A 25,070-nucleotide genomic window follows, 5' to 3' on the forward strand; every position below is an offset into this window, starting at 1 on the left:
CGTGCTTCGGCTCATTCTGTATGACCTTCATCATATTTCCAGAATGCCGAGGACGCCTGCATGCCTGTTCAAGCCTTGTTCAAACCCTTCCACTTGGGCAGCCTCGAGTTGCCGACGCGCATCGTCATGGCGCCGATGACCCGCTCGTTTTCACCGGGCGGCGTACCCAACTCCAAAGTCATCGAGTACTACCGTCGTCGTGCGTCTGCTGGCGTTGGCTTGATCATTACCGAAGGCACCACCGTCGGGCACAAGGCCTCGAATGGCTACCCCAACGTGCCGCAGTTCTTTGGCGAAGCGGCACTGGAAGGCTGGCGCAAGGTGGTGGAAGCGGTTCACGAAGAAGGCGGCAAGATCGTGCCACAACTCTGGCACGTCGGCGCCGTGCGTCGTCTGGGTACTGAGCCGGATGGCACGGTGCCGGCCTATGGCCCGACCGAGAAGCTCAAGGACGGTAACGTTGTCGTTCATGGCATGAGCAAGCAAGACATTGACGAGGTCATCGCAGCGTTTGCCCAGGCGGCGAAGGACGCCAAGGCCATCGGCATGGACGGCGTCGAGATCCACGGCGCCCATGGCTATCTGGTTGATCAGTTCTTCTGGGAAGGCACTAATCAGCGCACCGACGAATACGGCGGCGACCTCACTCACCGCTCACGTTTCGCCATCGAACTGATCCAGGCCGTGCGAGCCGCCGTGGGCCCGGATTACCCGATCATCTTCCGTTACTCGCAGTGGAAGCAGCAGGACTACAGCGCACGGCTGGTGCAGACGGTGGAAGAACTCGACGCATTCCTCAAGCCGCTATCTGACGCGGGCGTGGACATTTTCCACTGTTCGACGCGGCGTTTCTGGGAGCCTGAATTCGAAGGTTCCGACCTGAACCTGGCCGGCTGGACGCGCAAGCTCACCGGGAAACCGACCATCACGGTGGGCAGCGTCGGACTTGACGCGGAGTTCTTGCAGTTCATGGTCAACACCGACAAGGTCGCCCAGCCCGCGAGCCTGGAAAACCTGCTCAAGCGTCTGGGTGACGAGGAGTTCGATCTGGTCGCAGTTGGCCGTGCGCTGCTCGTCGACCCGGACTGGGCATTGAAAGTGAAGGAAGGCCGCGAGCACGACATTTTGCCATTCAGCCGTGAAGCGCTGACCCGGCTGGAGTGAAAGTCCAGTGGCCCGTTCTTGTTGGCGGGTTATGCGCCTAAAACAATCCCATGCTGCGTCTCGCACGCCGCACGCAAATAGCTCTCGAATGAGTCGATAATCCCGGCCCATCCCTGACGACTGGCGTGCTGCCGGGCGTTCAGCCTGACCCGGCGCAACGTTTCGTCATCCTCCAGCATCCATCGCGCGGCATCAATGAAACCTTCCTCATCCCCCGGCATCGCCACCGCGCCGTTATGGCCGTGGCGAATATGTTGGGCCGCTGCCGCTTCGTCATAGGCGACTACCCCCAGCCCTGACGCCAACGCCTCCAGCACCACGTTGCCGAAAGTTTCAGTCAGGCTCGGGAACAGAAACAAGTCACTCGACGCATAGTGCGCTGCCAGCGAATCCCCTCGCTGGGTGCCGCAGAAGATGGCGTCCGGGAGCTGACGCTGCAGCGTCGGCCTGACCGGTCCATCACCGACAATCACCAGCCGCAGGTTCTTCTCGGGATAGGTGCTGACCAGACCATCAAAGGTGGTCTTTAGCAGGCCCAGGTTTTTCTCCGCGGCCAGCCGCCCGACATGCAGGACGGCCGTATCGCCCGGTTCAAGGCCCCAACTTTCACGCAGCGCACTCGAACGTTTCGACGGGTGAAACAACTGGCAATCAACGCCCCGGGACAGCAACTCCAACCGCTCGAAGCCTCGGCGTTCGAGTTCGGTTTTTTGCGTGAAGCTGGGCACCAGGGTGGCGTTGGAGCGGTTGTGAAACCAGCGCAGGTAGGTCGTCAGCAGGCGCGTGATGAAACTCAGCCCGTACTGCCGCGTGTAGTGCTGAAAGTTGGTATGAAACCCGCTGACGATGGCAATCCCCAGCCGCCGCGCTGCACGCAGCGCCGAAAGACCAAGGGGCCCTTCTGTCGCGATGTACAGCACATCCGGGCGATTGCGCTGCCAGCGGCGCAGCAGTTTGTGCATCGACGACTGCCCCCACTGCAACCCGGGATAGCCCGGAATCGGCCAGCCACGGCACAGCATCAAATCTTCCCCGGCCGCGCGCAATTCATCGTCGGTCTGCCGCGGCCGAATCACCTCAACCCGATGCCCCCGCAGGCGCAGCCCGTCGCACAAACGGCTGAGCGTATTGGCCACGCCGTTTATTTCCGGTGCATACGTTTCGGTGATCAGGGTAATACGCAGGGATTTGCTCATGAGATCAGTTTCTGAGCGGGTCATTGCGCTTGTGTGGCGGTTGAGTGATGGATTTGTGACGGCTAAGAATGCCGAGAAGGACGAAGTAGAAGTTTGGAAAGTAATGCCAAGCGATATTCGTACGCATGAATTATTAGTCTGATAGGGGAGTAGGATATTTCCTAGTTGCTCTTTATTACAAGTTTTGGTGTTGACTACGCCCTCGTCCTGAATAACGTCAGGGGATCGAGCTTCTCATATCTATTGAGTTGTTAATCGATAAGCGCTTATCGGAGCCGACGCTTAAGTCCGATATTCGTCCCTTTATTTCAGGAAATATTAATATGAAAAACTCTAAACGGTTGAGCGGTATCGCTGTTGCTGCAAGCTTTGCATTTGCGGCAACTGTGTTGTCGGCTCAAGCTGTCGCAGGCAGTTCAAACTCCTCGGTGAGGCTGCCCACGCTGCATTCTAAAAACTACGTATACACTGCTCACTTGCCAAGTAATGGGCTGCAAACTGACAACTTAATTAAGTCGGTCAGCTGGAACTGGAATGTGCATGGTTGGCCTCGTGGACTTCAAGTTTATCTGTGCCAAGGGCCTGCGACGTGCATCGACGTTTCCCGCCAACGGGTTGGGTCGACGAACAAATTTACTCGCTTTAAACCCTTTTATTATGAGATGAAGTTATCTCATCCAGGAACGGTTCCGGTTGCTGGCCTGCTGGGGACTCTTGCGATCAACTGGTAAAGCCTAACCGCACTCGCTCGGTTGGCGAGTGCGGTCACTTCACATTCCCAGCATGTCTCTGAAGTCTTTTGGCATCGAATCGTGAAATTCGAAAATCTTCTCCAAAATTTGATCCGCAGGGGTGGATTTTCGCATTTCTTGCCGGTAAATATTCGCACACTGATCTTGCATGTTTCTACTGATTCGAGCGAAGTAAGCTTCGGTTTTCGGAGTCACTAATTCTCCGGTTCCTGAGTAACGGATATTCGGCCTGTCAGATAAATCCAACAGCGCGTGAGCGAGGTAGTTAAACGCATAGCCATGTGTTATCTCCTCGCCCCTTTCTGGACTGGCTCTAGCCTGCTCTAGCCAATGCTTACGCATCTCGGTCCGTTCCGTGAGTCGAGCGGATTCACTTAACGCAGGGGCAGTTGATCTCGCAGAGCCGAGCACGTTTGCAAACGAACTACCAGCGCGCTGGGTTGAACCGGTAGGTGCGGATGATGGGATATGTACTAGTCCGGGATGTATCGCAGTTTCTGTGCTCAGATGCATGAGACCTCCTTGAGTGATGGCACGCTGCCAACATAGATCGGCAAATGCTCGCCCGGAGTGGGCATGTCCATGGTTAAACAAGGAGGCTGTGGGACGTTGTGAATACTGTTGTAGGAATCGTCCTGATTTTCCCGTGGTTGATAAAAAGAGTGTTTCCGCCTTTAGCATGCGTCGCCTCAACTTCTGGAGGAAACGCTGTGTCCGAGCAATTCAATACGCCACCCGCTGCCGACTTGAAGGCGCTGCCCGCGAGCGGCCCGCCGTTTTATACCGTATCGCTGATCAAGCTGACGGTGATGATGTTTATCACCTGCGGGCTGTACGGGCTGTACTGGTATTACAAAAACTGGTCGCGGTACAAAGCGTATTCGGCGAAACCGGTATGGCCGGTTCCCCGTGCCATTTTTGGACTGATTTATGTGCCGTCCATGTTTGGCAAGGTTGACGCTTTGCTGAAGGAGAAAGGGCAGGTGGGGATGCCTTATTGGGGCACGCTTGCGGCAGGTATGATTCTTCTGGCACTCGCCCCGTCACTTGTCGTGTTCGTCCACAACATCGCAACAAGCTCCAAAGGCGTCGCTTCGGCAGGCCTTGGACTTATCCCGTTAGGGTTATCCGTCATTTCGACGGTCGCACAGTTCCTGATCATGCTCAGAGTGCAGTCGTTCATTAACCAGCTGAACCGTGACGCCGAGGGGAACTGCAAGTGTGGTTCTACCTTCGGCGAAGGTGTATGGGCAATGCTGGGCTTAATGTGCTGGGTAGTTGTGATAACTATCGTTTTCATGATTGAAGCTATCAGACTGTATTTTTCCAGCCGTGGCCTTTAGCCAGATGAGCGAGTGGCTACACTGATAGAACCTGCGCACATAAAAAAGGCCTCAATCGAGGCCTTTTCTTTGTATCAGCGAATCCGCTCTGCCAGCGTCTCCGCCCCACGCTCCCTCACCCAGAACAACGTCGCTCCCGCCACTGCCGCCGGCATCATCAAAATATTGACCACCGGTATCAGCAGCACCAGATACACGATCCCGCCGAAGCTCATGCTCTGCCAACGCTTGGCGCGCAGCCAGGCGAGCATGTCTTGCCAGCTCATTTTGTGGTTGTCGGCGGGGTAGTCGATGTACTGGATAGCCATCATCCAGACGCCGAACATCAGCCAGAGTGGCGCAGCGACGAGGTTTACCACAGGGATCCACGAAAGGATGAACAGGCCGATGGCACGAGGGAGAAAGTAGCCCAGTTTGCGCATTTCCCGGCTCAGGGTGCGCGGGACCATTTCCACCAGCTCTCCCCAACTGAACGCAGGAAAATCGTCCGTCCCGCGCAGGACCACTTCCACCTTCTCGGCGAGAAAGCCATTGAACGGCGCGGCGATGATGTTGGCGATCATGGTGAAGGTGAAGAACACCATCAGGGCGACAAGCGCCACGAACAGGGGCCATAGAATGTAATTGAGAAAGCCGAGCCAACTGGGCAGGGTCGGCATGAAGGAGTCGACCCACAGCCTGAATTCGTGGCTGGCGAAGTAGATCATGGCGCTGAACAGCACCAGATTGATCGCCAGCGGCAGCAGGACGAACAGGCGAAGACCGGGGCTCAGGACCAGTTTCAGGCCTTCGCGCAGGTATTGCGGGCCGGACAGGGCGGGTGCAGGCATGTGTGCCTCCAGGCAGTGATATCGCGCCGACCATACCGGCTTTGCTGAAGGGGCGGAAGCGCAGCAGCAGGGGCGACACTCTCTGAAACAATCGTGCAGCGGTGAAGTCTATGCAGGACTGCGATCGCGAAGCGGAAGATGCACATAGCGCGGGCCTATGAGCTGGATTGTGAAACGATATTTCCTTAATCTTCTCCGCCCCGATAAGCTTGCGGGCAACTTTCACCGTTGCTGTGCCCCACGTGGCAGCTTCACGTTCTCAGGATCGGCGGGCGCCACCCTTGCGGCGTAGGCCTCGTCAGCCCCAATCCTCTCAACCGGTACGCCGGTTCAGACCCAGTGACTCCGACCACGCGTAACGATGGCCGGTCAATAGGAGTGTGTCATGTCTGATGTACGTCATTCGCGAGTGATTATTCTCGGCTCCGGCCCTGCCGGTTACAGCGCGGCAGTCTATGCCGCGCGCGCCAACCTCAAGCCGTTGCTGATCACCGGGATGCAGGCGGGTGGTCAATTGACCACCACCACCGAAGTCGACAACTGGCCGGGCGACCCCCATGGCCTGACCGGCCCTGCATTGATGGAGCGTATGCGTGAACACGCCGAGCGTTTCGAGACCGAGATTGTGTTTGATCACATCAATGCAGTGGATCTGGCGGGCAAGCCGTTCAGCCTGAAAGGCGACAACGCTACTTACACCTGCGACGCGCTGATCATCGCCACTGGCGCCAGCGCCCGTTACTTGGGTCTGCCGTCCGAAGAAGCGTTCATGGGCAAGGGTGTTTCGGCCTGCGCGACCTGCGACGGTTTCTTCTATCGCAACAAGCCGGTCGCAGTGATCGGCGGTGGCAACACGGCTGTCGAGGAAGCGCTGTATCTGGCCAACATCGCCAGCAAGGTCACCCTGGTTCACCGCCGCGATACCTTCCGCGCCGAGAAGATCCTGATCGACAAGCTGCATGCACGCGTCGCTGAGGGCAAGATCGAGCTCAAACTCAACGCGACCCTGGACGAAGTCCTGGGCGACAACATGGGCGTGACCGGTGCGCGCTTGAAGAACAACGACGGCAGCTATTCCGAAGTGACCGTCGACGGCGTTTTCATCGCCATCGGCCACACGCCGAATACCAGCCTGTTTGACGGTCAGTTGGCGTTGAAAGACGGTTACATGGTCGTTCAAGGCGGTCGCGAAGGTAATGCGACGGCCACTAGTGTTGACGGTGTTTTCGCCGCCGGCGACGTGGCGGATCACGTGTACCGTCAGGCCATCACCTCGGCTGGCGCTGGCTGCATGGCTGCACTCGACGTCGAGCGCTACCTGGATGGTCTGGCGAACGTTTCGTTCTGACCTGATCTCCAGCTGCAAAAAAACCGGCTCACTGAGCCGGTTTTTTTATGTCCGTCAACTTCGCTCAATGACTCAAGCGCCCACTCAGGCCTTGGGCATGAGCGGCTCGGCGGAAAACTTAACGCCCGCCAAACCGTTCGCGATCAGCGCCCGGATGTTGCCGTGGTCAGAGCCTTCCGGCGTCTCCAGCACTGAGCGGTAGTGCTCGCCAAAAGCCAGCAGCGCTTCTTCGTCGCTCAGGCCTTCCAGCAGCGCCAGGCCGAGGGTCTTGCACGAACCTTCGTTCTGGCCAGCGGCGTTTTCCACCGGGCCATTCCTGAACGCTTGAGGTTGATAGTCGTAGTGCGCGGCGATGAAGGCCAGCGTGTCGGCGAACAGATGATTGCCGCTGGCGAGGCTGGCGCGCAGGGCGCTCAGGTCAGTCATGCTTGGGTTCCTTGGCAAACGCGGCTTGCTGCTCGGCGCTGGCTTCTTTCTGGTACGTGGATTTCCACTCGCTGTACGGCATGCCGTAAACCACTTCGCGGGCGTCATCGAGGGTGATGTCGATGTGCTTCTCGTCGGCCTCGGCCTTGTACCACTTGGACAGACAGTTGCGACAGAAACCGGCGAGGTTCATCAGGTCGATGTTCTGCACGTCCTTGCGGCTGTCCAGGTGTGCAACCAGACGGCGGAAAGCGGCGGCTTCGAGTTCAAGACGTTGTTGCTCGGTCATGGTGTGCTCTGTCGATATTAAAGATGGGCGGATGATAAGAGTGGCAGCCAGGCCGGGCAAGCGTGCGTCTGCAACGGCAAGCCCAGTGTATCAGCGTGCCGCCGCCAGGGTGATCGACACCGATTCGGCGAAACGCAGCGCGTGGGGTTTGTCGACTTCGACTTCGGCGTATTGCACCGCTTCATGGGTCATCACCAAGTCGAGCACTTCCTGCGTCAGGCGCTCGAGCAGGGCAAAGCGGTTGCTTTCCACGTGCTGAATGATCGCCTTGGTGATGGTCCGGTAGTTCAGCGCGTGATCGATGTCGTTATCGCGCACCGCTTCCTGTGCCGCGTACAGGATCGTCAGGTTGATCAGCACGTCCTGCTTGTTGAGGATTTCGGCTTCGTTGATGCCGATAAACGTACGCAGGCACAGGTCTTTGACCCTGATGCGTGCGGTACCGGGTTCGAGTCTTGCCATGGACTACTTGCTCCGTCCGATCAATTGCAGAAATTCCATGCGGGTCGTGGTCGATTCGCGGAAGGCGCCGAGCATCACCGAGGTGTTCATGGTCGAGTTCTGCTTTTCAACGCCGCGCATCATCATGCACATGTGTTGAGCCTCGATCACCACGGCCACGCCTGCGGCCTTGGTCACGTCCCGAATCGCATCGGCGATCTGCCGCGTCAGGTTTTCCTGAATCTGCAGCCGCCGCGCGTACATGTCGACGATGCGCGCTATCTTCGACAGGCCCAGGACTTTTCCGGTAGGAATGTAAGCCACGTGAGCCTTGCCGATGAAAGGCAGCAGGTGATGCTCGCACAGCGAGTACAGCTCGATGTCCTTGACGATCACCATCTCGTCGCTCTCGGACGCAAACAGCGCGCCGTTGACGATCTCTTCCAGCGTCTGCTCGTAGCCATGACACAGGTATTGCATTGCCTTGGCGGCGCGCTTGGGCGTATCCAGCAGGCCTTCGCGTTCAGGATCTTCACCCAGGCCGACGAGGATTTCACGGTAATGCTGTGGCAGTGACAGGGTCATCAATGGTTCCTCGGGGCGGCTTACTTGACGTGCCGTCCGCCGTTTACGGTCAGAGTGGTGCCGGTGACGTAGGAGTTATCCAGCAGATAGCGCAGGCTCTGGTAAATCACCTCGGCGCCGGGTTCGATCCCCAGCGCCGATTTTTCCAGTGTGCGTGCACGGTATGCCGCGTCGTCGTCGGGTTGAAACATCAGCATGGCCGGGGCGATGCCGTTGACCTTGATGTGGGGCGCATAGCGGGCTGCGAAAGACAGGGTCAGGTTTTCCATCCCCGCCTTGCTGGCGCTGTAAGCGATGTGCTTGCTGCTGCCCCTGCGCGTGACGTCGTCGCTGATGTGAATAATGTCGGCCGGCTCCGAGCGCCGCAACAACTCGGCGCAGTGCAGATTGATGAGGTAGGGCGCCAGCATGTGCACACTGAACATTTGCATGAACACACCCGCTTCGTCCCCTGGCGTCTCGGCCAGCCAGTCTGACGCGTTGTGCACGATAGCCCTCAGGCTGTCGGTCTGCTCCCGGAGTCGGGCGACGAAATCCAGGATGCTCGTCTCCGAAGAAAAATCAGCTTGAAGCACCACAGCGCCCAGCGCCTTTAAATGCTGCACGCCCGGCCGCTCGCTGCGGTAAGTGATAATCACAGGCTGGCCTTCCGCCAACAGACGCTCGGCGCAATACAGGCCGACACGCTGGCTGGCACCGGTGATCAATACAGGGGCGGGGAAGCGGGCCATGGTCTTCACGCATTCATCAACGGGGAGGGAGGTCTGGCGAATCGGTGCTGAATGACGAACAGTGGGTGCTCGCATTGCGCCATCGAAAACGACCGTCGGGCAAAGTTACCCCAACGGTCGATACTTGTACAAGCACGGAAAAATGTACATGTTTTTGATAGGCGCTCCGCTGTGACATTTCATCGCGGGTGGGTGTGAGCGACCCTGATCAGCGCCCTTCGCCGGACGCTAGCGCGTGGAGGCGGGCTCGGTCGAGCCGACCGGTGCAGGCGTGTTGCTGTGCAGCCATCCCGCCAACAGATGGGTCGACAGCGGGATGAACCAGAACACCATCAATGGCGTGAGGATCAAGGTGCTGATCATGATGCGCGGGAACAGCTCCAGCTGACCGAGCAGCGGCCCCAGCGCGAAGTTGAAGATCAGCGACACCGGAAAGAATGCCAGCCAGATGGCAACGGCCTGCTTCCAGCGCGGCGGGCGCTGACCCACGGCGCCAAACCAGCCGTCGATGCCGCTCACCCGGTGCACGGAATTTTTGGCAAACAGACCACTGCCGCGCACCAGCCAGGAGCGTCGGGAGGCAGAATGCTCCCAGGCGTGCATGGTGGCTTCATCGGCGAAGCGGAAAATAATCTGGAATTCATCATCCCCGGGTGGCGGAGCGAGCACGCCTGACCCTAGATAGCCGGGGAAGTCTGTAGCGAGTTGTTCGCCTTCATGCAGCCAGGCAATCAGTTCCTGATAGCGGCCATGGGCGACGCGACGGGCAACCATCAGCGTGACGGGTGAGGTAGACATTGTGTATCTCCGATAAACAAGTGAGGTTCCCGGGTAGGGAAATCACATGACGCGGCGCCGGGGTGGTGGCGATGCGTCAGCTTCACTGGAAAAAGCAAGCAAGGATTATTCCTGAAACCTGCGATAAAGCCAGAGGTGTTTGTCGGAAGGGGAGAGCTGTCGCGAAGGGTCGCCGGATCAGGCAATCCTAGAGGTGCATCGAGGGGTGAATCTTGCGGTGTTCCTGAAGAATGTACTGACGCAGGCGCTCGGTGTCTTTCTTGCTGTTCTGGCTCAATCGATACGCGGCCAGACCATGCTGGGTCAAGCGTTCGAAAGTGCCGCGCAGCGCGATAGGCACATAGCCCTCCGGACTGAACCAGGCAGCGAAAGATTTTGGCGGCTTGGTCTGTTTGCGCATTTCCAGCAGGATGCCTTTGAAGGAAACCTCATGCACCCAAAGCGCGGTGGGCGAGCCCCTTTGCGTTTCCAGAGGCATCGGCTCGGGCAGTATCAGGCGCCATGGGCGAATGCGCGGGCCTTCTTCAAAGATGCTCGGCGCACCTAGCTCCAGATGCAGCGCATGAAATTCGTCCTCCACCAGATGCAGTGGGAAGGTCATTTGCTGATTATCGAATTGAGCCTGAATCGTGACTTGCTCATGAGCGGCGAGGCGAGTCAGCAGATCCTGAATCTGCACACCGCCGTTAACCACCAGACTGCTGGATTTGTCGCGCACATTCAGCGTGGGGTTGTGCTGCATGTTCTGGATAAACTCCAGTTCATCAGGCGTGAGGATGTTGTCGCGCTGCATGGTCAAGCTCGATTAACCGGTTATTGAGAGAGCAGACAGATGGTTCGCGTTTAGGTTGCGACCGTTCGTCAGCTGCAAGATGTTACCCCTTCAGGATTTCATTCTCCAGCCGAGCTTGCGCCCGTTCGGCATTTAACTCGACTCCTTCCCGTCGGGCGTATGACCAGTGGGTCTTATGAACTGGAGTGCCAATTTGAAGGTAGTACAGAAGCACAGATAGGACAGGAAATTTCCAGCAACGTTGAAAGTCATTTGGATCAACGGTGCGCTGATCGCTGGGCTTGCCGTCTGGCTTCGCAAGGTCGGCAGTTCAAGACATGCCGCCGCGCTGAGGCATAATGCCGCACAATTTTTACCGGTCACAGGATTAACCCATGAAAGTCGCGATTATTGCGGGCTCGGTATATGGCTCGGCTGAAGAGGTCGCCCGCCACGCCCAACAGATCATCAAGGATGCAGGGCACGAGGTGCTGTTCAACCCACGCGCCACCCTGGCCGATTTGCAAACCTTTGGGCCGCAGGCTCTGCTGGCAGTGACCTCGACCACGGGGATGGGCGAGCTGCCGGACAACCTTCAGCCGCTCTACCACCAAATCCGCGACGTGCTGCCTGCTGCATGGCGTGGGCTGCCCGGTGGCGTGATCGCCTTGGGCGATGCGAGTTACGGCGACACGTTTTGTGCGGGCGGCGAGTTGATGCGCGAGCTGTTTGGCGAGCTTGGGATCCGCGAGGTGCAGGAAATGCTGCGACTGGATGCCAGCGAAACCGTGACGCCGGAAAGCGACGCCGAGCCCTGGCTGGCAGCGTTCATCGGGCAGTTGAATAGCTGAGTGGCGCGCTGACTGCGACCCGTCCCGATCAAGGCATGACCAGCCATCCCCCAGCATTATTGATCACCATTCAGCGGGTATTGTGTTGATTGTGACCCGGCAGCGAGTCGTTGACACTCGATGACTGTTTCGCCCGCTATTGCCGCTGGTGACGCCTGATTAGTTAAGGACAGCGGTGGCAAAGTCGGCATCATCACTGGGAGAGCAGCATGAGTGAGTCCGTACGTTTTGAAGACAAAGTGGTAATCGTCACCGGTGCGGGCGGCGGATTGGGGCGAGCTCACGCGCTGCTGTTCGCGCAACATGGCGCGCGCGTGATCGTCAACGACCTCGGCGGTTCGGCCCATGGCGAAGGTGCCAATGCTTCAGCGGCGGATCGAGTGGTCGCGGAAATCCGTGAAGCGGGCGGCGAGGCGGTTGCCAATCATGATTCGGTCACCGACGGCGACAAGATCGTCCAGAACGCCCTCGATGCCTTCGGCCGCGTCGACGTTGTGGTTAACAACGCCGGCATCTTGCGCGACAAAAGCTTCGCCAAAATGGAAGATGCCGACTGGGATCTGGTTTACCGCGTGCATGTTGAAGGGGCCTACAAAGTCACCCGCGCGGCCTGGCCCCACCTGCGGGACCAGAATTACGGCCGCATCATTTTCACCTCGTCCACTTCCGGCATTTACGGCAACTTCGGTCAGGCCAACTACGGCATGGCCAAGCTCGGCCTGTACGGGCTGACGCGCACGCTCGCGGTCGAAGGGCGCAAAAACAATATCCTGGTCAACGCCATCGCGCCCACCGGTGGCACGCGCATGACCGAAGGCTTGATCCCCGCCAGTGTGTTCGATCTGCTCAAGCCAGAGTTGGTCAGCCCACTGGTGGTGTACCTGGGCAGCGAGAAGTGCCACGACAGCGCCGGCCTGTATGAAGTGGGCGGCGGCTGGATCGGCAAAGTCCGCTGGGAGCGCAGCCTGGGCGCCGGCTTCGACCCACATGCAGGCTTTTCACCGGAAGACGTCGCGGCGCAGTGGCAAACAATCAGTGACTTCAGCGATGCGGTGCATCCGGCTGACAACGTCGAAGCGCTCAAGGAAATGATGGCCAATCTGCAGAAGTTTGCCTGATCGGTCTTTGATCAATAAGCGGCCAGTTCGGGCGATCGAACTGGCCGTTTTTGTAGGAAGGTTATTTGCCGCGATGTAGGAACGGTCTCTGAATGAGGCAATGATTCCGTCTTCACTTTTTCAGCCTAAACCCCGCCCCGAGTCGCCCGACATGCCTGAGGATCAACCGATTTTCAGGAGGTTTTATGATTGGCAATCTGAGTAAGGTGCAGGAGCGGCTGAGGGTCTACAGCGCTGTCCCGGACAAGCAATTTAACGTGCGCTCCGGCCTTAATCCTCAAGAGGAGGCGGTAAAGCAGAAGGTGCGTCAGTACTGGGCGGACAAGAGCATTCCTGATGTTAAAAAGCTGGAGGGCTTGAACATCAACCTGGCTGGATTTGATCCTCGTAAGACCAGTAACAGGCAACTGAGGGACATCGGCGCTCTACTGGCTGAGCAAGGAATTATTGATGGAGACCTGATTGGCACTATGGGCGGCATCAATGTCGAGTTCGATGCGCTGGGAAAAGAAATCAATATTGACAAGGAGGTCAATGCGTATGAATTTTTTACCGACCACTTCGTTCGACTGCAGGGCGCTATCAAGCAAGGCAATGAAATGGCAAAAGGCGCCGTGGTGGATTTGAACACTGCGGTTTCTGTGCTGATGGCGTTGGAGGAACATGCAAAGCGTCCTCGCGAGCGCTCATTGGTGAATATTCGCGCCTGAGGTATATGAGTGCGGAGCCGGGGGCACAACCGATGTGCCCCTGGCCTTCAGCTGTTACATGGGGACAACGAAACTTCCTGAGTAACGGGTTGGCGCAGGACTTTGTACGTTATCGAGTACCAGTCGGAATGTTTAAACAGAACATTGCGTAGGAATGTCGCTAGAAACGCTGTGGGATCTTTCTGAGCTTTGTTTTTGAGCGGAAGGATGGACCATCGCAAGCATGAAAGGCATCCGGAAAGTGTCCTGAGTCCAAAGCAAAAAAAAGCCGCTGCAATCGCAGCGGCCAAATAAGACGTTGAATCCAGGAGCTTCAAAACACAACGTCGGTGACGACGGTCGAGCGCATCCTCAAGCCATTCAAGGGCCAGTGGGCTGCTCAGAGGGCGCGAAGGTTAAGGGGTTTGTTGAAACCGAAACAGCGTGCTTTGTGACAAGCAGTTTTACAGCCACAGCAACAGTAGGACCTCGCAACGGGGTCGCAGGAAACGCTCTTTTTTCCTGCTTCATGGGTCGGCTGGTCTCGCCCATCGCTATCAATAGTTATCCCATCGATCTGCGACTCAGCGGTTTAGATGACAGCTCTTTCGGATTGCCCACGTATTTCACACTTTGGCTGGATGCCTTTGTGGCGCGGGCGGTCATCTTGGAGCTGTAGAGATGTCTGATCACTTTTTCAAAAATCATCCCATCAGAAAGCGGGTTCGCTGCTCGATCACGCCAATAACGAAGGCGAGCTGTCTGCGTTGCTGATTGCGCATTTGCGCGAAGCCCCGACCGTACGTCTGGCCGCCAGGCAGATGCTGACGCAAGCACTGGGTCGCGTGACACGATTTCCCAACCCTGACGCGGTGTTCATTCACAGAAACAATCCTGGAGGATCCGATCCGGCACCGCTCTCGCTGACCGAGACTCTGTTGCGTGCATTCATCGGAGACACCGCTCACCTTGATCATCAACAAGCGGTGTTGTCGACGCGAAGAGACTCCGCTCACGCTGCATATGGACTGCCAGGCCTGGACATCGGCGCAATCAGAGACATGTTGCCTGATCTGCTGAAAGGGCTGCCCGGCTTTTTCAAGTTCACTCTCGATCATTACTGGGCTGTGGACGAGCAAACTTTCACCCGAATCCCCTGTGAGGACGCCGTCCGTGGCACACGCGGTGAAGTCTTCGAGACTTTGCAGTCGTGGGTGCTTAGCCACGCCATCGCTTTGACCGTCGGCACCCGAGAGCTCGACACTCAAGAAAAGAACCGCCTGCTGAGCGTTGTCGATTCCCCCGACTGCAAGGGCCGTTATGCGCTGTCATTGCGCACATCGGACGGCGCAGTGCTGCCATTGATCGGGGTCTACGTAGCGACTGCCAAAGACGTCGATGTCATGCCGCTGGTTTCCGATGGCCCTGATGCCGCCGTCTATCTGTTCAGTCCCTATGGCGGGGTGGAGGAGTTCGCAACGCTCGACGCGATGGAAGCTGAGTTCAAGCAGCGCCTGATTCAGAACGACTCACGCGATCTGCTGCTGGGTTATCTCTCGCTCGAACATCAAATTCTGCTTGCCGACCATTCGGCGGTTGCTGTGCACCTCGACTATTCGCTGATGAAAGAAAAACCGGCGGCCCGCTACGTCGCCAGCCTTCGCGAAAAACAGCTGAAAGACTTCGACTACTTGCGTGCCCAGGCGCCGTTGAGCAGTGGCGACCCGGATGCCCTGTTGCAGATGTTCGACGACGTGAGCCGTCTGGACGATCTGGAGCAGGCCCTGAATGTTCGCTATCTGGACCTGCTGGCATTCGTGCATGAGCGGCGTCTGCCGGAATGGCTGCGGTTCGCCGCGCCGACAGATCGTCAGCGCTACGACGCGCTCGCAGAGGAGCAGTCGGTTTGTGAAGCGCGAATGCATACCCAGTTGGCTGGCATCGAGACACCCGAAGTCTTCGCGCGGGAAGAAATCGCGGCCTATTTGATCGAGCGTCTGGGTTACACCCTTGACCCGTCCACAGTGACGATCCATCTGCCCGATGAAATGCAGTTCGCCGACGCGCCGCTGAAGACTGTTTACACCAACACTCTCTTGGGATTCGCACTCGACGGTATGCCAGACACAGACCTCAATCTGGGCCCGAGTATCGAGGTCGATCCCGCTTACTCTCACTTACGCCTGAATTTCGATTTCGTGTGCCGATTGGTGCGAGAGCTCAATTTGAAGCAGCGTTACGGGAGCGAAGTAGAACGTCGGTACCGCGACCAAAGCACCTTGGATGCCATGAGCGCGTTGCGCGCCAGCAACATCGCGTTGAGTGCCTGGGCAGCGAAACTGCAAGGGCATATTTCGGATCGTGGTCTCGCCTTGATCGAGCAAGTGCAGTCGAACCTTGCCGGCAGCCCTTCGATAAAGGTTGGCGCCCTTTACCTCAAAGGCGGCAATCGGCGATTGGAAGATGTGGTCGTCATCAGTGAGATCAACGGAGATGACGAGTTTTATGTGCTGTACGCACCGGGTCAGCCAAATGGTCGCGAGATATTCGACTTCGACACCTGGCGCAAGCTGTCCCTTGAAGTCGGCAGTTGGACGGGTAACGCGCGCGGTGCGCAGTACCTGCTCGATCAGACCGTCGTCAATCCAGACCAGCACGTCGTGCCGTACATCGAAAGCATCCGGCTGAAGCCTTCGCAGTGGTCTAGCGACAGCGTCCAGTTAGTCGCCGTCAACGCCGCCTCTTTCAACGACGCGCTGTCGAGCTTGAGCCATTACAAGGTCGAGCAAATGCTGGCCCGCAATCAGATTGTCTCCAGTGGGCGGCTGCAGCACGTCACCGAGCAACACCGGATGGCGCAGGTGGTGCTGGCCCATCGGGTTGCAGCATTGAACAAAGCCTACGATGAGTTCGGAATCACGCCTTGGCGCGAAGCTGCCCGCCGCGAATGCGAGCGTTTGATCGACAGGCATCTCAAGGCGTCCGGGGTGCCGGGACGTATCGACCCGGACACTGTGTTTTTCGACGTCGAGGACAACGCTGGCGAGAGTGAACCGGATTTTGGTCGCTACACCACGCTCAGATGCCTGACGGACCTGTTCATGGTCGGGTACTCGGAAGAGGAATACGACTTTGATCCCGATGCCGCCGTGTATTCGTCGATTGGCCAGGATGTCTCCGCGCTCTCGGGTGACTTCGTAGACGAGATGATCCGCAGTTCCAACTATGCCGATGAGTACATCAAAAAACTGCGCCAGCACACGTGGGACCTCACCAATTCCCCGCCGGCCAGAGTGCGCGCCTTGTTCGCGCGCAAAACCCACTGTGAACTGCGGCGTGACGCGTTGATTGAGTACGCCGCAGGCCGGCTTGACGCTGATCAGTACAACTGGCTTGTGCGGATGGTCACGGGTCTCGACAGCAGTATCGTCGGGAACAACATTCAGGCGCCGGGGACACTTCATCTGCTGATCATGGCGTACAAATCCTTTGCCAATATCTACGTTTTCAAGCCGGATGAAGCCAACGCTCGCCTGGGAACGCTGGTCTACACACCGGGTGCGCCCGATGGCTATTTGTTCCGCCAGGAGGATGACGTTGTTCGCTCTGTGTCCCGCCCCGGCATGAGCCGTTATTACTATGATCAGGTCTATTACGGCGCTCAGCGCATCATCGGAACGTTGATGCAAAAGCTTGAGATGTCGCCCGTCGTCGACGGCAAGCCCTATAAGGTTTCTCAGTCGGCGCCGGTGACACTACAGGGCTTGCATGGGATTGCGGTGCAGCACTTGATCGTGGATATCGACACCCAGACCGAGAGTGTCAATGAGCGAAGGTTGCTCAATACGTATACCTTCGTCCGTAAATACGGCGGCCAGCTGGCTGGCTTGAACCCGATGACGAAGCTGGTCTGGACGGCGATTCACGCTGGCGTTGATCTCTTCCGCGGAATCCGTGCGTATCAGGATGGCGACCGTGCGCGCGCCAGGGGCTACTTCATGAAGGCTGCATTCGGAGCGTTCAAAACGGCCAAACAGGTCCGCAAGATCCGCAAGGCCGAGAAACTGAAGCGCTTGGGCAAGGCGGCAAAACCATCGTCGGGCAGTGTGCCGCGGTTCCGATAATCAGTGCAGCGCGCCCATTCCGGGCAGCTGAACCAACCGTTGAGTGAGCCGCACCCGTTGGACCGGGTCCTCGCTCAACATCAACGCATGCTCCAGGTCGAAACGCTCGGCCTGCGGGCACTCCAGATGCTGGTACAGGGTGGCACGAGCGAGGTAATCGCTGGTGTTGGCCTGGCCCAGCTCCATCACACGAGTCGCGTCCTTGAGTGCGGCGAGCAAGTCGTCGTTTAGCTGATGCAGGTACCGCAGGTTTCGCGACAGCCGCTGCAGCATTGCCGCTGGCGTTGCGGTTTTCATGTGCTCGGCCTTGAGCTGCATGTCTGCGCCGAACTGGCGCAGTAACAATTCCCGGCAGTCTTTAGGATAAAGCCTGCGCCCGCCACAAGGGTCCAGCGTATGGTCGGCACCGGGCACACGCAGCAGAAAGTGACCGGGGAAGTTAACACCCTCGAGCGGGATTTCCAGCCGTTTGGCTATTTCCAGCGCAATCAACGCCAGCCCCAGCGGTTGACCGCGACGACGTTCAAGCACTTTGTGAATCAGGGCAGCCTGGGGTTTGGGCTGGGCAGCATCGTCCTGCTGAAATCCCAGCGTCGCCAGTTGCCGCAGCAATGGCTGGGCAAGCTCCGCAGCCGGCAATAAAGGAAGGGCTGCGCTGACACTACGTTCCAGCGCGGTGAGCTGGTCGCGGATAATCTGGAAATCAACCTGGCCGTCGTGCTCCGTGGAGATCCACGCAGCGGCTTCGAACGTGGACGGCGGATTGCGTCCAAGACAGGCAATGCATTGCTGGCGCGGATTCATCGACTTCTCCGGCAGGATAAGACGGCTGAGAAGAGTTAACGGATGGCTCTGTTTTATCCCTGGCTGCCGCCTTCGTCCAGCATTGATTCATCGGGCACGTTGAATGGCAGTCCGTCGTCCGGATCCCCACGGGTCGGCCTTCTTTTTTTCAACCAGCGCCTATACTCGCCAGTACGAAAAAGGGGAGCAGTGCCCATGTTCGCTCTCATGCAAAGCTCACGCGTGCAATCACTGCACATGATGGTTGAACCCCTCACCGGCCTGAAGGCGGTGATTGCGATCCACAGCAGCCGCAAAGGCCCGGCGATGGGGGGCTGTCGCTACCTCTCCTATCCAAACGAAGAGAGCGCCATCGAGGATGCCATTCAGCTGGCAAGGAACATGAGTTACAAAGCCGTGCTTGCCGGGTTGTCATTGGGTGGGGGAACGGCGGTGATCATGCGTCCGGCCCATGTGCCTGATCGAGCTACCTTATTCGAGGCGTTCGGGCGATTCGTGCAGACCCTCGACGGCCGTTACGTCACGGCCATGGACAGCGGCACTTCCAGGGAGGACATGGACTGCATTGCCCAATTCACCCCGCACGTCACCAGCACCACGGCAGTCGGCGATCCGTCTGCGCACATCGCGCTAGGGTTGTACGCCGGGATTCGGACCACGGCCATGGCAAGACTGGGCAGCGATAATCTGGAAGGTTTGCGCGTGGCGATTCAGGGCTTGGGGCATGTGGGTTACGCGCTCGCCGAACAGCTGCATGCCGCGGGCGCCGAGTTGTTGGTAGCTGATCTGGACAGCGGCAAGGTGCAGCTCGCCATGGAGCAATTGGGCGCCAAGCCGATTGCCAGCGAAGCACTCCTCAGTACGCCTTGCGACATTCTTGCGCCGTGCGGATTGGGCGGCGTGCTCAACAGCCACAGTGTGACCAAGTTGCGTTGCGCTGCAGTGGCGGGCGGCGCCAATAACCAGCTCAGCTGTGCGGCAATCGCCGACCAACTGGAAGCGCGCGGCATTCTGTATGCCCCGGATTACGTGATCAATTCCGGCGGTTTGATCTATGTCGCGCTGCATCATCAGGGGCAAAGCCCGGGGACCATCACTGCGCATCTGTCCCAGATCGGCACGCGGCTGACCGAAGTGTTCGCCCATGCGCAAGCTGAAAAGCGCTCACCCGCGCGAGTCGCAGATGAGCTGGCAGAGCGGCTGCTGGACATGGACTGAATCGCTTTCGTGCAAACCTGCATTCAACTTTCTGAAGCTGAAGTCGCCGGCCTGATTACTCTGCCGGCTCCGCCGCGGGTGCCAGCTCGTTGAGGGCCAGGGCATTGCTCTTGAACGCGGCAGCGAAGACGGCGCGGTTTTTTGCCATGAAAATGCTGGCGTCTTCCGCGTGTTTTTCGGAGAGGCCGGCGACGTTCTTCATCAACACATCGGTGAGCAGTTCGGCCAGTTCCAGCATCTGATCATGGGCATCGGCGAGTTTGCGGTCCACGAACGTAGTCTCCAAATCACGGGTACTGCGGTAAAGGGTTTCAACAGCCATTGTTGGCCTCGTCGTCATTTCCAGAGGTGTAAGGGATCAGCCCGGGCGCTCAACGCTTCGGCCGACGGATGATGCAAAGACAGCGTACTCCGTCTTTTTACTGTTTATTTATACAGTGCGCAGCATAGGTGAATCGCCGCAGCTTGGGTAGGGGGTGCGCGCTCACTTTTTTCGCCATGCGCGGCCTTGCGACATCTGGTCACGTTCTCAACCTTGGCCGATGGCCCTATTAATGCTTGCCCTCGGACATCCCGCGCACGAGCAAACCGTCATGCGCGGGGAGCATTATCCGGTCCGGGTCACTCAAGGAAGTACATCGTGAACATCAATGCGGCCTTAGGCCTGCGTCGACAGATCCACCGCTGCGCTGAATCGCAGCGCTCGTTATGAACAGTTTTGGTTGGGTCAGGGGAGGTGAGGGATGGGTGGTGTGAAATGGGCAGATCGGATGCGGGCCAAGCTGCATGGCGGCGCCAACAGCCTGGGCAATTTGGCCGTTGAAGCGTTTCACTATCTGGCGCTGTTCGGCATTGGCGCGGTGACCGCTTACGCCGCGATTAAAGCCTTCATCGGCATGCTCGGGCAGGAATACATCGCCGTGGATGATATTTTGCTGTTGTTCATCTACCTCGAATTGGGCGCGATGGTCGGGATTTATTTCAAGACCAACCACATGCCCCTGCGCTTCTTGCTGTACATCGGGGTGACCGCTTTGATCCGTTTGCTGATCAGTGACGTGTCGCACCACAAGGCGCCGGATCTGGGGATTATCTACGTCTGTGGCGGCGTGCTGTTGCTGGCGTTCTCGATTCTGGTCGTCAGGTACTCCTCGTCGAGGTATCCGTCGGTGCAGGAAAAAGTGGAGTAGGGATGGGTGAGTCCTTGTCGTTTAGGGCTCATTCCACACTTGTCCGACTAATTCTTGGCGTTTGGCGTGCATGCGGTTAGCGGCCAACGCCGAGAAGTCGCGGTACGTTTCCGCAGCGTTCGTATCGGTCCACGATTGCCCGGATATAGCTCTTTTACATTCTTGCCTTTTTAGCAATTTCTTCTACCATTTTGAGCATGTCACGGCCTTCGATAAGTTCTATATAAAAATTGCTATACGCTCCAGAGAGATCACGATATTTTCGGAGGTTTGATTCATCCATAATTCGATGGCCTGGTATGTCTCGTGCTTCGACCTGGGTATTAATCTCACCTCGCTCGGCGGCCGATATTAAAGGCTCCATATGCTCATACAAAGCGAGTGCTGCCGGTTCCTTTTCTTTATACCGTTCTAATTGCTTGCGTAACTCGATTGCGGTCTGTTTCAGCGCTAGTATGTCCATACTGATTCCTAATTGTCGATTTCGCCAATGAGCTTTGCTGCGGACCATTCTTGCCGATTAGGCACTAAATATTGTGCCGCCCCGCCTGTTCTGGTGATTCTCCCGCCGAATTCCACTGTCGGTGCAACCGTGCTCTTGAAAACTTCGGTGGGCTGGAGTGGCGTAATTTCAAACACGTGATATCTAGCATTTTCACTCGTAACCGGTAAGCCGAGTGCATCCGCTAGAGTTTTATCGGATTTAGCCGCCGCTTGCAATTCTTCCATTGTGGTGAAGAATGGTGAGAAGGCAGAGACGCCTTCTTGTGTCACAGGTACGATTTTCACAAGTGGTGTTGTAATGTTGGTGGTGACCGGTACGGTACTTCCTGAAGCTACATGACTGATGGCTCTTTCCAAGATATCTGGAAATGGTAACTCAGGGTCTGCCTTTGCGATTTTAGCGATATATTTTTGTCCGTCAACGCTTTGCAGATAATCACGGACCTGCTGGTTACTTAAGCCCTTTGGCTCAAGTGTCTTCACAGAGTTTCGTTTATGCTCGACTGACACGAACTCTGGGTCTTGCTTGGCGTAAAAGTCACGCATCTTACTTTCCCGCACCAGCTGCTCGACTGAAGTGACCCCCCTGATCTGTAATTCAGGATGTCCCAAAAGGTTCTCTTCATTTTTTGTGAGCCATTCAACGATTGGTTTGCTGGAAATATCTGCTCGTAGCTTGGCACTCCTCGTCGCGATACTTTCCAAACTGTTGGATACCCCCGCTCTCATCTGCCCTCGAGTGAGATAAGTGACAATAGCCATCAGTAATAGCAAGACCAATTGCTCTTGCCCTTGGGCCAGCAGCCGAGCTGCGCGCTCTATGCGGTCTTGGATCATCGCAGCGGAACCGCCAGTGGGGTCAAGGCCTGGATCTTTCAAGCCGTCTTCAGCTTGCCACGCAGTGCATAGCCCTTCGTATATCGTCGATAGGCATGGCCCGATACCTGCCGAGAAATAACCAGCGATTGCATATAACCCAAGCGCTGCCATGATCAAGTTTCCGACCTGCAACCCTACACTTGCGCCGATTGCCGCGCCGGGCAAGGCTCCAGCACCTAAAGCAAGTGAGCCGGCTGCGCCACCCATCGCAGCTCCCATCATTACGCTGCCGCCCACGATCATCACAACTTCCTGCAACAGCTTAATCAACTCCGGCAGAATTTCCTCAATATTGATCGACGCCCATTTGCGCCGAATGTTCATCTGCATGATTGGGGAGGATAAGTCCAGCGCGTGGCGAACATTATCGATCTTATGCCCACCCACGTATCTGTAGGCTTGAGTTGCGCCGTTACTGATGCGGCGGGTGAAGCCGTTCCAGCCGTCATCAACGCCCTGATTCAGCTCACTGAATTTTTGGTCGAGGTTTCGCTCGATGTCGCCCCAGCTAGGTAAATTAGCGAAAAAATCCATTTAGCGGTTAGGTCTCCATTGTTGGGCGGCATTTACGCCCAGATGGTGGTCCGACAGGACCACGGCATGCCGCTAATTTAGGACTACAGCCGCAAGAAAACAACTGAGAGTGGATTCTATCCTTCGCCATTAGCGCTACGACCAGTGATGCTTCAAGCAGTTGGCAGGTTGTTGCTGCAGCGGCGACCGAGATACTTTGCAAGATGGGATGGTCGTTCGGTACGAACTTGCCTCTCCCTTGTAATCGCCGCTTGCAATCAGCGAGCTGTTTTACGATGAGCTATCCACCAGCGAATCCAAAAAAATGCCCCGTCTCAGCGGGGCATTTTTGCGTGCGGCAGTTCGTCAGTTCACCCACACCCCAACATGGTAATGCCAGCCATCGCCTCGACTTTCCCAGTACGGATGTTGATAGCGATAGCCCGGCCGTACCGCTTCCCAGTGGCCGTGCTCGGCGACGTAGCGGTTGCCGTTCCAGCGCCAGTAGCCGCGGGACCAGATGTAGCCCGGGCGCGGGGCCGGTTCTTCTTCGATGACGCGCACGGGCGGCGCTTGCGGGGCGACAACTTCGACGTATTCGGCGCGGGGTGCGGGTCGGTCGACGACTCGCCGTTCGTGTACCACTCTTTCTTCCACGCACCCGGTCGCCAGGGCCAGCGCGCCAATCAGCGCTATGTATCGTAGAGACATATCGTCACCTCAGACTTGTCCAGACTCTGCTGCTCGCCGTTTTTTTGTGTCACGGGGGCAGCCGGCTTGCTACAGGTTTGTTGTAACAGGTGCTTTCTGTCTGGGGGCTGAATCGGCGGGACTTAGAGGGGAGTCGGCGATCATTGGCGGATGGCAGGGCGCATCAACAATGATGCCCCGAAGAGGCTGCGCTGGAGAGGTGACAGAGATCACCTCACTCCATGCCATGCGCATCGAACAATCAGATGCCGGCAGTCATCTGCGGACGGCCAAGGAAGCTGGTTCGGGTGGGCGGCGGCGAGAGTTGCTTGAGGTCGCCGTCGGTCATGGCTGCCAGGATCTTGATGGCGCTGTGGCCCTGTTCGATGGCGATGCCGAACTGGATGCTCTCGATCAAACGACGCAGACGCTTGGGCGAGTTGCGTTGCTCCGCGCTGAGCAGGCGTTTGGCGACCACACCTGACTCATTCGACAGCGTCAGCATGATGGTTCCGTCGAGACCCTGAATACTCAGGTTGACCCGGTAGTCGGGGTGGAAGGCGTCAGTGATCAGTTGAAAAGGGTTATCCATGGCCTGTTACCTGTTAACGATCTGCATAAATTGACTGGGGGTGAATCCCTTTAGTTCTCGAAGCCGATCAACGGTTAATGATTCCTGCCCTGGCCGCTCTCGCTGAAGTCGCGGTGATATCCATCAGTGGTCCGTTGAAACGTCGTCTCATTGAGCGAGTCACTGTGCGCGGAGCTATTAAGCATGCGGCGTGCAGGTGAGGTGTAAGCTCGACGATACAAAGCTTGCAGGGTTTGGGCCACAAGGGACGAAAGGTTTAAATGCGCCTAGCAGGTGGACCGCGGGCCGCTGAATCGAGAAGCAGGTCATGGTTTCAGCCTCCATCTTGTACCGGGTAACTGCTTGGATAATTCCCACTCGGCACCATTTGCGCGCCTCATGCGTTCTTTGTGTGCGTGGGTTTGGAAGCGAACTTGTCTCAGGTTTATCCCAGCGCTCCATGCGGAAGCTCGGCAATTAAAAAACGCGCAAAAAAAGGGGCGGACCCGTTTCCAGGCCCGCCCCTCCGTCAGCAGTTTAGTGTTTCAAGGCTGCTGCATCAGCCGTGCAATGCTTCATCCTTCTCGAGAAATTCTTCTTCGAGCAACGCGTCAGCACTGACCGGCTCGTCATCCAGATCGCTTTCGATCACCGGCGCCGCGCCGCGTTTGTTGCCGCGCAGTTTTCCGAAAAGATGTTCCAGGGCGTGGTCCAGTTTGACCGCTGCGCCATCCACGGCCTGATCAATCGAATCGGCCTTGTGGGTCACTGAAATGGGTTGGTGTCCTTTTGGCCGGGCTTCCATCTGGCAACGGATGTCGTGGGGGCCGGGCTTGTCGCCGTTTTCGTCGTTGATGTGGACCTCGACGCGGGTCAGATCCTCTTCGTATCGTTCGAGCGTAGTTTCAACCGTGGTTCGTACCCACTCCTCCAGACGGACGCTGTTTTCGATGTGGTTATCGCTGTTGACCTGGATTTGCATAGTTCTTCCCTTACTTTGGCTTGCTCGGGAGAGTCTGGACGAGGTGTTTTTCGTCTGCCCTCATTCACAGTGTTGGCGCCGATCCACGAACAATTCAACCCCTTGGAACCGAGAATATATTTCGCGGACGCGGGAACTCGACCGGCAAGTCCATTTTTACTGGGCTGCGCCTTTTCAGGGTCTGGTTTCAGGCGCTGCAGATTTGTTGCGAGATTCGTCGGACATCTTTTGCGCATGAGAATATTTATCATTAATATCGCGC

At 57.3% G+C, this 25,070-nt stretch carries 28 protein-coding genes; 11 read left to right on the forward strand and 17 right to left on the reverse strand.

All coding sequences use genetic code 11. The features are described 5' to 3' along the window. Positions 1-60: 60 nt before the first annotated feature. Positions 61-1,164 carry an NADH:flavin oxidoreductase gene (locus tag AC07RO_RS00450; RefSeq protein ID WP_495085031.1) on the forward strand — a complete coding sequence of 368 codons (1,104 nt, stop codon included), beginning with the start codon at positions 61-63 and terminating at the stop codon, positions 1,162-1,164. A 29-nt stretch (positions 1,165-1,193) separates the two neighbouring features. On the opposite strand, the gene AC07RO_RS00455 is transcribed toward AC07RO_RS00450, so the two are convergent. After that, positions 1,194-2,360 (reverse strand): glycosyltransferase family 4 protein, encoded by a 1,167-nt coding sequence (locus AC07RO_RS00455; RefSeq protein WP_495085032.1) that lies wholly within the window; start codon positions 2,358-2,360, stop codon positions 1,194-1,196. Here AC07RO_RS00455 and AC07RO_RS00460 point away from each other — a divergent pair. Beyond that, complete coding sequence (locus AC07RO_RS00460; protein ID WP_495085033.1) at positions 2,359-2,502, forward strand: hypothetical protein; 144 nt, start codon at positions 2,359-2,361, stop codon at positions 2,500-2,502. The two genes, AC07RO_RS00455 and AC07RO_RS00460, sit on opposite strands and share 2 nt — an antisense overlap. A 181-nt stretch (positions 2,503-2,683) precedes the next feature. Then, complete coding sequence (locus AC07RO_RS00465) at positions 2,684-3,091, forward strand: flagellar protein FlhE (RefSeq protein WP_495085034.1); 408 nt, start codon at positions 2,684-2,686, stop codon at positions 3,089-3,091. A 39-nt stretch (positions 3,092-3,130) separates the two neighbouring features. On the opposite strand, the gene AC07RO_RS00470 is transcribed toward AC07RO_RS00465, so the two are convergent. Then, complete coding sequence (locus tag AC07RO_RS00470; protein WP_495085035.1) at positions 3,131-3,454, reverse strand: hypothetical protein; 324 nt, start codon at positions 3,452-3,454, stop codon at positions 3,131-3,133. Positions 3,455-3,822: 368 nt separating this feature from the next. Between AC07RO_RS00470 and AC07RO_RS00475 the strand changes: the two genes are divergently transcribed. After that, positions 3,823-4,455 carry a hypothetical protein gene (locus AC07RO_RS00475; RefSeq protein ID WP_495085036.1) on the forward strand — a complete coding sequence of 211 codons (633 nt, stop codon included), beginning with the start codon at positions 3,823-3,825 and terminating at the stop codon, positions 4,453-4,455. A 74-nt stretch (positions 4,456-4,529) separates the two neighbouring features. Here the strand turns inward: AC07RO_RS00475 and cysZ are convergent, their stop codons facing one another. Further along, positions 4,530-5,285, reverse strand: coding sequence for a sulfate transporter CysZ (cysZ, locus tag AC07RO_RS00480; RefSeq protein WP_495085037.1), 756 nt, complete (start codon positions 5,283-5,285; stop codon positions 4,530-4,532). Between the two features lie 385 nt (positions 5,286-5,670). Here cysZ and trxB point away from each other — a divergent pair, with 385 nt between their 5' ends. Next, positions 5,671-6,633 (forward strand): thioredoxin-disulfide reductase, encoded by a 963-nt coding sequence (gene trxB, locus AC07RO_RS00485; RefSeq protein WP_133771976.1) that lies wholly within the window; start codon positions 5,671-5,673, stop codon positions 6,631-6,633. An 84-nt stretch (positions 6,634-6,717) separates the two neighbouring features. On the opposite strand, the gene AC07RO_RS00490 is transcribed toward trxB, so the two are convergent. From AC07RO_RS00490 to AC07RO_RS00520, 7 genes are all read right to left on the reverse strand, one after another. After that, positions 6,718-7,059 carry a HopJ type III effector protein gene (locus tag AC07RO_RS00490; RefSeq protein WP_495085038.1) on the reverse strand — a complete coding sequence of 114 codons (342 nt, stop codon included), beginning with the start codon at positions 7,057-7,059 and terminating at the stop codon, positions 6,718-6,720. Next, positions 7,052-7,348 (reverse strand): DUF1244 domain-containing protein, encoded by a 297-nt coding sequence (locus tag AC07RO_RS00495; RefSeq protein WP_192171866.1) that lies wholly within the window; start codon positions 7,346-7,348, stop codon positions 7,052-7,054. The genes AC07RO_RS00490 and AC07RO_RS00495 overlap by 8 nt, the downstream gene beginning before the upstream one ends. A 90-nt stretch (positions 7,349-7,438) precedes the next feature. Then, the gene (gene folX, locus AC07RO_RS00500) at positions 7,439-7,810 is read right to left on the reverse strand and encodes a dihydroneopterin triphosphate 2'-epimerase (protein ID WP_065991860.1); all 372 of its coding nucleotides are present in this window, start codon (positions 7,808-7,810) and stop codon (positions 7,439-7,441) included. 3 nt (positions 7,811-7,813) lie between these two features. After that, positions 7,814-8,374: a GTP cyclohydrolase I FolE gene (gene folE, locus AC07RO_RS00505; RefSeq protein ID WP_463583332.1), complete on the reverse strand. Its 561-nt coding sequence runs from the start codon at positions 8,372-8,374 to the stop codon at positions 7,814-7,816. A gap of 20 nt (positions 8,375-8,394) precedes the next feature. Next, a complete protein-coding gene (folM, locus tag AC07RO_RS00510; RefSeq protein WP_495085331.1) occupies positions 8,395-9,105 on the reverse strand; it encodes a dihydromonapterin reductase in 711 nt (236 codons plus the stop codon). A gap of 228 nt (positions 9,106-9,333) precedes the next feature. Continuing rightward, positions 9,334-9,903 (reverse strand): antibiotic biosynthesis monooxygenase, encoded by a 570-nt coding sequence (locus AC07RO_RS00515; RefSeq protein WP_192171863.1) that lies wholly within the window; start codon positions 9,901-9,903, stop codon positions 9,334-9,336. A 187-nt stretch (positions 9,904-10,090) separates the two neighbouring features. Continuing rightward, complete coding sequence (locus AC07RO_RS00520; RefSeq protein WP_192171862.1) at positions 10,091-10,696, reverse strand: hypothetical protein; 606 nt, start codon at positions 10,694-10,696, stop codon at positions 10,091-10,093. Between the two features lie 374 nt (positions 10,697-11,070). Between AC07RO_RS00520 and AC07RO_RS00525 the strand changes: the two genes are divergently transcribed. The 4 genes from AC07RO_RS00525 (at position 11,071) to AC07RO_RS00540 (ending at position 17,457) form a co-directional block, all read left to right on the forward strand. After that, positions 11,071-11,526, forward strand: coding sequence for a flavodoxin (locus tag AC07RO_RS00525; RefSeq protein WP_346626990.1), 456 nt, complete (start codon positions 11,071-11,073; stop codon positions 11,524-11,526). A 209-nt stretch (positions 11,527-11,735) separates the two neighbouring features. Then, positions 11,736-12,644 carry an SDR family oxidoreductase gene (locus AC07RO_RS00530; protein WP_495085039.1) on the forward strand — a complete coding sequence of 303 codons (909 nt, stop codon included), beginning with the start codon at positions 11,736-11,738 and terminating at the stop codon, positions 12,642-12,644. A 185-nt stretch (positions 12,645-12,829) separates the two neighbouring features. Further along, positions 12,830-13,354, forward strand: coding sequence for a hypothetical protein (locus AC07RO_RS00535; protein WP_065991875.1), 525 nt, complete (start codon positions 12,830-12,832; stop codon positions 13,352-13,354). Positions 13,355-14,568: 1,214 nt separating this feature from the next. Continuing rightward, positions 14,569-17,457 (forward strand): dermonecrotic toxin domain-containing protein, encoded by a 2,889-nt coding sequence (locus AC07RO_RS00540; protein ID WP_495085040.1) that lies wholly within the window; start codon positions 14,569-14,571, stop codon positions 17,455-17,457. On the opposite strand, the gene AC07RO_RS00545 is transcribed toward AC07RO_RS00540, so the two are convergent. Next, a complete protein-coding gene (locus tag AC07RO_RS00545) occupies positions 17,458-18,261 on the reverse strand; it encodes a SirB1 family protein (RefSeq protein WP_495085041.1) in 804 nt (267 codons plus the stop codon). It lies immediately after the preceding gene. A gap of 195 nt (positions 18,262-18,456) precedes the next feature. On the opposite strand from AC07RO_RS00545, the gene AC07RO_RS00550 reads away from it, so the two are divergent. Then, positions 18,457-19,479: a Glu/Leu/Phe/Val dehydrogenase family protein gene (locus AC07RO_RS00550; RefSeq protein WP_463583338.1), complete on the forward strand. Its 1,023-nt coding sequence runs from the start codon at positions 18,457-18,459 to the stop codon at positions 19,477-19,479. A 55-nt stretch (positions 19,480-19,534) separates the two neighbouring features. Here the strand turns inward: AC07RO_RS00550 and AC07RO_RS00555 are convergent, their stop codons facing one another. Beyond that, entirely contained in the window at positions 19,535-19,801 is a 267-nt protein-coding gene (locus AC07RO_RS00555) for a YebG family protein (protein WP_346630864.1), read from the reverse strand. A 421-nt stretch (positions 19,802-20,222) separates the two neighbouring features. On the opposite strand from AC07RO_RS00555, the gene AC07RO_RS00560 reads away from it, so the two are divergent. Then, on the forward strand, positions 20,223-20,669 hold the full coding sequence (locus AC07RO_RS00560) for a phosphate-starvation-inducible protein PsiE (RefSeq protein ID WP_172609665.1): 447 nt from the start codon (positions 20,223-20,225) through the stop codon (positions 20,667-20,669). A 154-nt stretch (positions 20,670-20,823) separates the two neighbouring features. Here the strand turns inward: AC07RO_RS00560 and AC07RO_RS00565 are convergent, their stop codons facing one another. From AC07RO_RS00565 to AC07RO_RS00585, 5 genes are all read right to left on the reverse strand, one after another. Further along, positions 20,824-21,132, reverse strand: a complete 309-nt coding sequence (locus tag AC07RO_RS00565) for a hypothetical protein (RefSeq protein WP_065991887.1) — start codon at positions 21,130-21,132, stop codon at positions 20,824-20,826. Positions 21,133-21,140: 8 nt separating this feature from the next. Further along, positions 21,141-22,586, reverse strand: coding sequence for a DUF6861 domain-containing protein (locus AC07RO_RS00570; RefSeq protein ID WP_346630863.1), 1,446 nt, complete (start codon positions 22,584-22,586; stop codon positions 21,141-21,143). A 345-nt stretch (positions 22,587-22,931) separates the two neighbouring features. Further along, entirely contained in the window at positions 22,932-23,276 is a 345-nt protein-coding gene (locus tag AC07RO_RS00575; RefSeq protein WP_122535300.1) for a YXWGXW repeat-containing protein, read from the reverse strand. Between the two features lie 241 nt (positions 23,277-23,517). Next, positions 23,518-23,847: a DUF3509 domain-containing protein gene (locus tag AC07RO_RS00580; protein ID WP_495085042.1), complete on the reverse strand. Its 330-nt coding sequence runs from the start codon at positions 23,845-23,847 to the stop codon at positions 23,518-23,520. 538 nt (positions 23,848-24,385) lie between these two features. Continuing rightward, the gene (locus AC07RO_RS00585; protein WP_065991892.1) at positions 24,386-24,808 is read right to left on the reverse strand and encodes an HPF/RaiA family ribosome-associated protein; all 423 of its coding nucleotides are present in this window, start codon (positions 24,806-24,808) and stop codon (positions 24,386-24,388) included. Between the last annotated feature and the right edge of the window lie 262 nt (positions 24,809-25,070).

It is taken from the genome of Pseudomonas sp. GW821-FHT07F05 (assembly GCF_059418765.1).